Annotated in this window: 5 protein-coding genes; all 5 read right to left on the reverse strand. The window is 73.0% G+C overall.

Features of this window, described 5'->3' with window-relative positions:
- Positions 1–3979 (reverse strand): amino acid adenylation domain-containing protein (locus tag ABZ749_RS18880; RefSeq protein ID WP_357229439.1); only part of this gene is annotated, 3979 nt, incomplete at its 3' end.
- On the reverse strand, positions 3976–7668 hold the full coding sequence (locus ABZ749_RS18885) for an ATP-binding cassette domain-containing protein (RefSeq protein ID WP_357229442.1): 3693 nt from the start codon (positions 7666–7668) through the stop codon (positions 3976–3978). The genes ABZ749_RS18885 and ABZ749_RS18880, both read right to left, overlap by 4 nt.
- 7 nt (positions 7669–7675) lie before the next feature.
- Entirely contained in the window at positions 7676–8230 is a 555-nt protein-coding gene (locus ABZ749_RS18890) for a DUF6817 domain-containing protein (RefSeq protein WP_112582443.1), read from the reverse strand.
- The gene (locus tag ABZ749_RS18895) at positions 8227–9198 is read right to left on the reverse strand and encodes a TauD/TfdA family dioxygenase (RefSeq protein ID WP_357229445.1); all 972 of its coding nucleotides are present in this window, start codon (positions 9196–9198) and stop codon (positions 8227–8229) included. Before ABZ749_RS18895 ends, ABZ749_RS18890 begins: the two co-directional genes overlap by 4 nt.
- A 39-nt stretch (positions 9199–9237) precedes the next feature.
- Positions 9238–10843, reverse strand: a 1606-nt coding sequence (locus tag ABZ749_RS18900) for a condensation domain-containing protein (RefSeq protein ID WP_357229448.1), incomplete at its 5' end; no start/stop codon positions are given.

Genomic DNA, 10843 nt, shown 5'->3' on the forward strand with positions numbered 1-10843 from the left:
CCACCACGCTGACCTGCCGGTCGCCCTGCACCAGCGCCGGGCGCTGCTGCCAGCGCGCCGCGGCGGCGGCGACCAGGCCATGCAGAGTCGACGCGGCCGGCGCCTCGGTCGACCCGCCGACCGACGGGACCGGCTCGGGGCCGGGCAGCAGGTCCAGGGTGGACACCGGGGCGTCCGGGGCGCTCAGCGCCGACTCCAGCAGGGTGCGGTAACTGTGCGCCAGCCGCTCGGCGGTGCCCCTGTCGAACAGGTCGACGTCGTACTCCACTGTGCCGCGCAGCTCGCCCGTGGCGCTGGGCACCTCGTCCCAGGCCACAGTGAGGTCGAACTTCGCCACCCGGCCGGGTGGCTCGGTCACCCCGACCGACAGGCCGGGTACCGCGTCGGTCCGCTCGGGCAGGTTCTGTGCCGACAGCATGACCTGGAACAGCGGGGTACGACTGAGGTCGCGTGGTGGCCGGACCGCCTCGACGACCTGCTCGAACGGGACGTCCTGGTGCTCGTACGCGCCGAGCACCGCGTCCCGCGCCCGGGCCAGCACGTCGACGAAGGTCTCGGCGTCCTGCCAACGGGTCCGCAGCACGACGGTGTTGACGAAGAAACCCACCAGGTCGTCGAACTCGGAGCGGGTACGCCCGGACACCGGGCTGCCGACACTGACGTCGCGGATGTCCGCGTACCGGCCCAGCACCAGCTGGAACGCGGCGAGCAGCACCATGAACCGGGTGACGCCGTGCCGCCGTCCCACCGCGTCGAGGCGTTCGACCAGGGCGGCGGGCAGCCGTACGTCGAACGTCTCCCCCCGGTGTCGGGCGGTGGCCGGGCGGGGACGGTCGGTCGGGAGGTCCAGTGCCGCGGGCGCACCCGCGAGCCGGTCCACCCAGTACGCGAGCTGGGTCGTCCGCGCGTCGCCGGCCAGCAGCGCGCGCTGCCACAGGGTGTAGTCGACGTACTCGACGGTGAGCGGGGCCGGTGCGGGCGTGCCGATGGTCCGGGCGGCGTAGAACGCGCCGAGGTCACGGATCAGCACTCCGATCGACCAGCCGTCACAGACCGCGTGGTGCAACGTCATCAGGAGCATCGCGTGCTCGTCGGTCAGCCGGACCAGGTGCCAGCGGGCCAGCGGCCCGGTGGCGAGGTCGAAGGGTCGGGCGGCGACGTGGCGCAGGAGCGCGTCGGCCTGCTCGTCACGGTCGGCCCGGTCGCGCAGGTCGTCCACCGTGAGGACGACCGCTGGCTCGTCGTCCACGACCTGCCGGGGCTCGCCGTCGATCGTCACCAGCCGGGTCCGCAGCGCCGCGTGCCGCGTCACCAGCCCCCGCAGGCCGGCGTCGAGGGCGTCGACGTCGAGCGGGCCGTCCACGGTGAGCACCAGCGGCACCGAGTAGACCGCCTGACCGGCGTCGAGCCGGTCGAGGAACCACAGCCGCTGCTGGGCGTACGACAGGGGGTGCGGCCCGGGGCCGGCGGCCGGCACCGGCGGGCGGGCGTCGTCCGGGCCGGCGTCGGCGACGCGTGCCGCGAGCGCGGCGACGGTGGGCGCCTCGAAGGCGGCGCGGACGCCCAGCCGCACGCCGGCGGTGGCGGCGATCCGCGCCACCATCTGCGCGGCGAGCAGCGAGTGGCCGCCGAGGGCGAAGAAGTCGTCGGCGGCGGACACCACCGGCACGCCGAGCAGGTCCTGCCACGTCCGCGCGACCAGTTCCTCGATCGGGCCGCTGGGCGGCACGCCGTCGGCGGCCCGGACGCCGTGGTGCGCGTCGGGCGCGGGCAGCGCCTGGCGGTCCACCTTGCCGTTCGGGGTGACCGGCAACACCGCCAGCGGCACGTACCAGGTCGGCACCATCGCCTCGGGCAGCCGGGCGGCGAGGTGGGCGCGCAGCTCACCCGCCGGGACCGGGGCGTCGTCCGGGACGACGTAGGCGACGAGCCGACGTTCGTCGCCGTCCCCGTGCACGGTGACGGCGGCGGCCCGCACGCCCGGGCAGGTGGTGAGGGTGCTGGCGATCTCGTCCGGCTCGATCCGGACACCGCGGATCTTGACCTGCTGGTCGGCCCGGCCCAGGCACTCCAGTTGACCGTCCTCGCGCCACCGCACCACGTCACCAGTGCGGTAGACGCGGGCGCCGGGCTCGAAGGGGCTCGGTACGAACCGCTCGGCGGTCAGGTCGGGCCGGCCGACGTAACCGTGCGCGAGACCGGCGCCGCCGATGAACAGCTCCCCCGGTGCGCCGATGCCGGTCAGCCGGCCGTGGTCGTCGAGGACGTAGAGCAGCTCCCCGCCGATCGGTCGGCCGATCGGGGTCCGCGCCGCGTCGCCGGGCAGGTCGGTCACGTCCCAGGTGCTGGAGAACGTGGTGCACTCGGTCGGGCCGTACCCGTTGACGAGGCGCAGGCCCGGCAGGGCGGCGGCCAGCGTGGCGACCCGGCGGGCGTCGGCCGGCTCGCCGCCGAAGTAGAGGGCGCGCAGCGGGGCGAACATCGCCGGGTCGGCGTCCACGCACCTGTGGAACAGGGCGGTGGTGAGCATCAGCACCGTGACGCCGTGCTCGGCGAGTCGATGACCCAGCCGGGACGGCGTGAGCACGTCGTCCTTGGGGATGCCCACCAGGCGCGCGCCGTTGAGCAGCGCACCCCACACCTCGAAGCTCGCCGCGTCGAACGACACGTTGGCCGCCTGGGCGACCGCGTCGGCGGGCCCGACGGGGAAGTAGTCGGCGCGGTGAACCAGCCGGACGATCCCGCCGTGGGTGGTCTCGACCCCCTTCGGCCGCCCTGTCGACCCGGAGGTGTAGAGGACGCAGGCCCGTTGGGTCGGGTATGTCGGCGGCCACGTCGGCGCGGACCGTCCCGCGGGCAGCACCAGCCGGTCGAGCCGCAGCACCGGCAGGTCGTCGACGACGGCCACCGGACCGTCGGCGAGCAGCAGCCGCGCCCCGCTGTCGCGCAGCATGAACTCCCGCCGGGCCTCGGGGTAGGACGGGTCCAGGGGCAGGTACGCCGCCCCGGTGGCGAGCACCGCGAGCATCGCCACGACGAGCTGCGCGGACGAGCCCATCGCCAGGCCGACGACACTGCCCGGGGTGACCCCGTGTCCGGTCAGGACGGTCGCCAGGGCATCGGCCCGGGCGCGCACCTCGGCGTACGTGAGGGTGGTGCCGTCGTACTCCAGAGCGACGGCGTCCGGCGTCGCCTCGGCCTGGCTGAGAAACGCCGCCGGCACGCTCGGCGGACCTGCCGTACCGCCGCCGGTGCCCCACCGGGCGATCAGCTCGCGCTCCCGCACCGACGTGTGCACCAGGGTGGAGATCGGCGCCTCGGGGTCGGTCAGGGCGTTGTCGAGCAACGTCAGGTAGTGATCGGCGAACCGGCGCATCGTCGCGCTGTCGAACAGATCCGGGTCGTAGGCGAGGACGCCGGACGCCCTGTCGGGCCCCGGCTCGTCCCAGAGCACGCTCAGATCGGGCGGCACCTCCCCGGTGGTGGCGGGGGCCGCTCCCACCCCCAGCACGACCGTGCAGAGCGCGGCACGACTCGGGTCGTGGGGTAGGCCGAGCGCCTCGGCCACCCGGTGCAGCGGGACGCCGGTGTACGGCGAGGCCTCCCGCAACCCGGCGTCGACCCGCGCGAACAGGTCGGCGGCCGACGGGTCGTCGTCCCACCTGCCGCGCAACGGCACCAGGGCGTCGTCCAGCGGCGTCGCGGTGGCCAGGTCCCGGGTGCCGGCGTGCCGGCCCAGCACCACCTGCCCCACGGCGAGCAACGGCACGGAGGGCGCGACGCCCACCGCCGCGCTCACCGCGTGCAGCCGTCGGGTGGTGTCCGGGCCGACGGTGAGCGTCACCCGGTCGGTGTGCTGGCGTCGACGGGCCGGGCGGACCCGGTCGGTGACCAGGTCCAGGGTGGGTACGCCGGCCAGCCCGGCCCGCCAGTGGGCGAGCGCGTCCGCCTCCGCGGCCATCGCACGCGACCCGGTCACTGCACCGGCTCCCCGAGACTCGACTGGCCTGCGCGCTGCCCGACCGGGTTCGTCGCCCCGGCCAGCACCCCGGCCGGATCGCTGTCGGTCACCCGGGCCACCAGCCCACCGTCGAGCGTCACCACCCGGTCGGCGCCGGCCAGGGTCTCCCGGCGGTGGGCGATGGTGAGCACCGTCGCGTCGGCGAGGTCCACCGCCAGCAGCCGCTGGATGCGGGCGTCAGTCTCGGCGTCGAGGCTCGACGTGGCCTCGTCGATGAGGACCAGCTTCGCGTCCCGCAGCAACGCCCGGGCCAGGCAGAGCAGCTGTCGTTCACCGGCGCTGAGCTGTCCGCCGCCGGCGGACAGGACCGCGTCGAGACCGCCACCGCCCACGCCGAGCAGCCGGTCGGCGAGACCCACCTTGGTGAGGACGGCGGTGACCTCCGCGTCGGGGTACGCACCGGTCGGGTCGATGTTGTCCCGCAGGGTGCCGGGCAGCAGCACCGGATCCTGCGGTACCACCTCGACGGCGGCCCGCAGGTCGGCCAGCCGCAGCGTGGCGGTGTCCACCCCGTCGATGAGGATGCGCCCCTGCTCGGCTGGCACGAACCGCAGCAGCGCGGTGAACAGGCTGGACTTGCCGCTGCCGGTCCGGCCGACGATGCCGATCTTGCTGCCCGCCGGGGCGTCGAACGACACGCCGTTCAGCGCGGCCGGGCCACCCTCGGAATAGCGCAGTGTGACGTTCTCGAAGTGGACCTCGCCGGCGGTGGGCCAACCAGCCGGGGCCGGTCGCCCGTCGGTCGGCTCGACCGGCAGCCGGGTGTAGTCGTCGACACGTTCGAAGCTCGCCAGCGACAGGTCCATCATCTGCACTGTCATCAGGCTCATCGCCAGCGCCTCCATCAGCGCGTACACGAAACTGATCCCGACACCGGCCAGCCCGGCGCCGATCCCGCCCACGGCGACGATCAGCACCCCGTACGTCAGCAGGACGACCGCGCCGAGCATGTCGAGCTTCAGGTTGAAGTGCCGCGACAGCGCGTTGACCGTGTAGTCGGCGTGGTGCGCGACGCGGACCCGCTCACCGAACGCGGCCTGGTATCCGCGCACCCGGCTGTTCCGGCCCTCGATCGAGGTCACCCCGTCGACGGCCTCGTTGAGCAGCGCGAGCATCGGCTCGTTCGCCTGCTTCGACAGCCGGGACGCCTCGACCGTGCTGGCCCGGGTGAGCCGCTGCCACCGGAGGTAGACCACCAGCAGCAGCGGGGCTGCCACCAGCATCAGCGGACTGGTGAAGGCCAGCGCCGCCAACGGCACGACCAGGCCGACGGCGACCCGGAGGGTGTCCATCGTGGTCTCCGGCAACTCCAGGTCGATGGTCTCCATGTCACCGGAGAACCGCGCCAGGACGCGTCCGGAGGAGTTGCGGTCGAAGAACGACAGGGGGGCCCGGAAGACCCGGTTCAGCATCGACCCGTGCAGGTTCTGGCCGGCGGACACACCCCGGGCGAAGGCGAAGCTGAACAGCCCGCGATCCAGCACGAGCGCCAGCAGACCGATGGCGGCGAACACGCCCGCGTAGTACAGCGTGTCCTGCCCGGCGTGCTCGGTCCAGTGGCCGAGCCAGAACGACGAGCCGCCCAGGACGGCCTGCCCGCCGACGGCCAGGCCGAGCAGGACGACGGCGAGGAGGCCCGGGGTCAGCACCTGCAGGTAACGGCGGTAGGTGGCGGAACCGACCTTACCGGCGCGGACCGTCTCCTCCTCCTCGGCGGCCATGTCCTCGGCCACCTCGTCCAGCGCGGCGCCGTCCGGATCGGACGGCGTCGCGGCCTCGGCGGCCATGGCCGGCAGCAGGTCCGGCATCTGCGCGGCGACGTCGGCGAACCGGCCCGCCGCGACCACCCGGCCGCCGTCGAGGACCACCACCCGGTCGGCCCGACGGGCCACGTCGAGGCGGTGGGTGGCAACGATCCGGGTACGCCCGGCGAGCACCCCGTCGAACAGCGCCTCCAGGATGGTGCCGGCGACCGCGTCGTCGACGGCGCTGGTCGGGTCGTCGAAGAGGTAGACGTCGGCGTCCTCGTAGGCGGCGCGGGCCAACGCGATGCGCTGCCGTTGCCCGCCGGAGAGGTTCACGCCCCGCTCGCCGATGGCCGTGCCGTCGCGGGCCGGCATCGCCGCCAGGTCCGCCTCCAGGGCGGTGGCGCGGACGACCGCCGCGTACCGGTCCGGATCGTCGGGCGAGAAGCAGCGGATGTTGTCGACGATGCTGCCCTGCATGATCCAGGGGCGCTGCGGCAGGTAGACGGTGCTGCCGCCGACCTGGGCGGTACCCGCGACCGTCGGCAGCGCACCGGCCAGCGCCGCGAGCAGCGCGGACTTGCCGCTGCCGACCCGGCCCAGCACGCAGACCAACTCACCGGGCGCGACCCGCAGGTCGACGCCGGTCAGGACCGGCCGGGCGTCCGCGTCGGCCCCCGGCCAGGTGAACGACGCCCCGTCGAGGTCGACCGCCCCGGCCGGCGCGTCGTCGTCGGTCGACGCCTCGGCGGTGTCCGAGGCCCGCAGGAAGGTCGTCACCTTCCCGAACGCCACCCGCCACTCGTTGCGCATGTCCAGGTAGCGCACCAGCTCGGGCAGCTGGGACCGGAGGACGGTGAGCACGGCGATCGCCGCGAACACGTCCGCCGCCTTCAGTTCGTTGCCCAGCGCCGCGTACGTGACCAGGGTGGCCATCACCATCAGGACCGGCGCGGCGGCGTTCACCAGGTAGAGCGTGGCGAGCCGCTTCTGCCGGCGGACCAGCAACGCGTTGAGCGTCGCGCGTTCCCGGCCGACAGCCCGCTCGGCGACGTCCTCCCACCCGTGGGTGCGCAGCGTCCGCATGGCCCCCAGGTACTCGCCGACCAGCCCGATCCGGACGCCGTTCGCGTCCCGGATCGCCGGCACCAGCGCGAAGACCCTCTCGTTGGCCACGTGCGACAGCCACAGGCCGGCGATGAGGATGACGATGCCCACCAGCGCCGCCCAGCCCAGCAGCACCCACAGGACCACGCAGGAGCCGGCGATGCCCAGCGGCACCGCCCACGCCATGTGCGTGAACGCGACCCGCCCGACCCTCCGGGCGTCGGACGAGGCGAGGGTGATGACCTCCCCGGAGGGGTGGGCCAGTCGGGCGCCGCGGTCCATCCGCAGGTACTTGCGCAGGATCTCGGTCCGCAGCAGCGCGGTGATCGAGTGCGCGGTCTTCCACACCTCGGACCACTGGTGCTTGTGGCTCAACGCGTCCAGGACGTAGAAGCCGGCCAGGCCGGCGGCGATCAGCAGACCCTCCACCACCGGGCCCTGGCCGTCGCCCTCGAACCAGGCGATCAGCTCCCGCACCAGCAGCGGCCCGACGGTCGCGCAGGTCTGGTAGGCCAGGAAGATCAGGCCCGCCCACCAGAACCGCCGGCGGTAGGTCTGGTAGAGGGCCCGCCGCAGCCCGTCAGGTTGGTCCCGCCGGGCGGCCCAGGCACGCTCGAAGACCGGGGTCACCCGCTCCAGGTGGTCGTACCGGGGCGGCGTCAGGCTGTCCGACAGCTTCAGTGGTCGGCGCAGGGACGCCTTCACCAGGATCGAGGGCCATTGGACGAAGAGTCGGGACAGCACTCCCGCGTCCTGTTCGGCACTCGGGCGGACCGGTGTGGGGATTGTCGACACGGTGCGTCTACTCGTTTCCAGCGAGGGCGAGCGGAGCGAACCCGTAGGCGCGCTCCAGGGCGGTACGGACACTGTCCGGCAGATAGCGGCGCATGGCGTCGAACTCGCGGGCGCGGCTGAACTTGCTTGACTCGGCGAACCGGGGACGTTGCTCCAGCCAGTTCGCCACGGTCAGGGCGGCGAGGTCGGCGTACTGGCCGGCGCTGACACCGACGCAACCGCCCGAGCGGTCCTCGAGCAGGAACGGCGGGCCGTCGAAGGCGGCGTCGAAGAGGGCGCTGCGGGTAACCGTGCCGAACAGGTACGCCAGCGTCTCCGCCTCCGCACCGATCAGCTCCCGCACGGCGGGCCGCAGCTCGTGCGGGATCGCACCGGTCGGGAAGATCTCCGTGCCGTACACCGAATGGAACAACCCCGCGTCACACAGCTCCTGCCGCGACCCCCACTGGGCCAGCAGGTCGTGCACGCCACGCAGATGCGCCAGCAGGTTGGCCTCCGAGTGCGCCAACTCGGCCACCCCGTGCGACTCCAGGAAGGCGATCTTCTCGGCGAGCCCGCTCACGCCGCCTCCCGACTGCCGTACGACCCGGTCATCGCCACCAACGTCTTGCGCGGCCCGGTGAAGCTGGACCGGCCGTGCGCCATCGCCATGTTGTCGACGACCAGCAGGTCACCCTGCTGCCAGGGGAAGGCCAGGGACTCCGCGTCGAACGCGGCGCGGATGGCCGCGAGGTCGGCGTCGGTGATCGGGCTGCCGTCGCCGAGGTACGCGTTACGCGGCAGGTCCTCCTCGGCGAGCAGTTCCAGCAGCGCCTCCCGGGTGGCCTCGGGCAGGTTGGAGACGTGGAACAGGTGGGCCTGGTTCATCCAGACCGTCCGCCCGGACACGGGGTGCACGGTGACGGCCTGGCAGGTCTCGGTGGTCCGCAGCGCGCCGTCGTCGAACCACTCGTAGGTGATGCCCCGCTCGCGGCAGAACTCCTGCACTGCCTCCCGGTCCATCCCGGGGAACGTCTCCTGCCAGGACACCCCGAGACCGACCCGGTAGTTGCGCACGTACCGCACACCGTGCCGCTCGAAGCGCTCGCGCACCTCGACGGGGATGCGCTGCCAGACGGCGTGGCTGTCGGCGAGCGGAGTCTCCCCGCCGGTCTGCGCCGGGATGTTCGAGTAGAAGAACAACCGCCGGGGCCACACGCTGGTGTACGCCATCTCGTTGTGCAGCGGGATGACCTCGCTGGCCGGGTACTCGGTGGAGGTGTAGACGTCGCCGACCTTGCTGCGCGGCGTGGACCGGTAGGTGTACTCGGCCATCTCCTCGCCGAAGACTTTGACGAACGCGGAGAAGGCCGGCGCGTCCGGGGCGTCGAACCCGCGCAGCAGGACAGCGCCGTGGCTGTCCAGTCGGTCGTTGATCAGGTCGAGGTGCTCGGTGGCCCATTGCGCTGGCGAGATGCCGGGCGAGGTGGCCTCGATGCAGGCCACCCGGTTGCGCTCCGGGAACAGGCAGCTCTCTTTCACGTGGTCCATGTCGGAGGTCCTTCCGCGTACGTCGGGTCGTGGTCCGGGTCAGTCGGCGTCCGGCCGGACGAACGACCGGAGGGCGGCCAGGGTCAGGGCGGCGAGCCGCTCGATGCTCGTCCGCTCGTTGAGGTTCCTGCTGTACTTCAGGTGCAGGCTGAGCTCGCCGTTGGCGAACCGCGCGAACACCTGGAGTCGGTGCATGCGTTGCAGCTTCGGCATCGGCCAGGAGTCGTCCATGGCCGGCCCGAGCAGCGGCGACTCCTCGGGCTCGTGGGCGAACTCGCCCCAGTTGTTGAGCAGGATGTCCGGCTTGCCGAGCGGAGCGAGCGCGTCCGCCACCGCCGGATGCCCACCGAGGTAGCGCAGCAGGCCGAAGGCGAGGCCGCGCCGGGGCACCGCCTCGATCTGCTCACGGACCGACTCCAGCAGCGCCCTCGGGCCGGGCTTCTCGGGTCGGCGGACGAGCCGGGGTGAGGTCATCGAGAACCGGCCGATGGCACGGGACAGGTCGAGGTCCTGACCGCCCATCTCCCGACCTCGGGCGACGAGGTCGACCAGGATCGACGACTGACCGGACCAGTCGGTGAAGCCCTGGAGGGTGGCGGCCAGCAGCGCGTCGTTGACGCTCAGGCCGTACTCCTGCGGCACCAGCCGGCGCAGCGCGGCGGTCTCCTCCGCGTCGAGCCCGACCACCACCGTCTCCTCCGACGACATGCAGTCGTCTCCGTCGAGGTGGTCCAGCGGCCAGGTCGGGACGGGTTCCTTGGCCAGCGCCGTCCAGTACGCGATGTCCTCGGTCAACTCGGTGCCATGGGCGAGCGCGTCCAGGTTGCGGGACCACTCGGCGAACGACGCCGTCGGCAGCGGCAGGCGCGGCTCCTCGCCGGCCTCCACGGCCTGGTACGCGGTCTGGAGATCCGCCATCAGGACGTCCCAGGAGCTGTTGTCCATCAACTGGTGGTGAACGATCACCACGAGCAGATCGGGACGGTTGGCCCCGAAGCGGACCAGGGCGACCTGGAGCAGCGGCCCGTTCTCGATGTCGAGCTTGCGGTGCAGGGTGCGGTCGAGGCGCCGGAAGGCGACCTCCTGGTCCGCCGGGTCGAGGGCGGACAGGTCCACGCTGGTGAACGGCGTGGGCTGGTAGGGCTCGTTGACCCGGACCGACAACCGGCCCCCGGGCCGGGGGAAGCTGATCCGGAGCGAGTCGTGATGGGTGATCACCGCCGCCACGGCCCGCTCCACCAGCGCGGGGTCGAGTGCCCGCAGCGCATCGAACATGAAGATGTGCGTGTACTTGTGCGGGTCGGCGAAGTTCCGCTCGGCGAAGGCCACGTGCGACGCGACGAGCGGGACCACACCGGGGTCCGTACGCCGGCCTCCGTCACCACCCGCGCCGGCGGTCGTCTGCCCACCGGCCACCGACGCGAGGCCGGCGATTGTGGGGTACGCGATGAACTGCGCGGGGGTGATCACCACACCCGCCTTACGGGCCCGGTCCACCACCCGGATCACGTGCAGCGAGTCCCCACCCAGGGCGAAGAAGTTGTCCTCCGGACCCACCGACGGCACCCGCAGCACCTCCCGCCAGATCCCGGTCAGGATCCCCTCCACCCGTAGCCGCACTGGTGGTCGGGAAGGACCGGGTCGC

The sequence above is a fragment of the Micromonospora sp. NPDC047753 genome (genome assembly GCF_040642735.1).
GTDB lineage: Bacteria > Actinomycetota > Actinomycetes > Mycobacteriales > Micromonosporaceae > Micromonospora.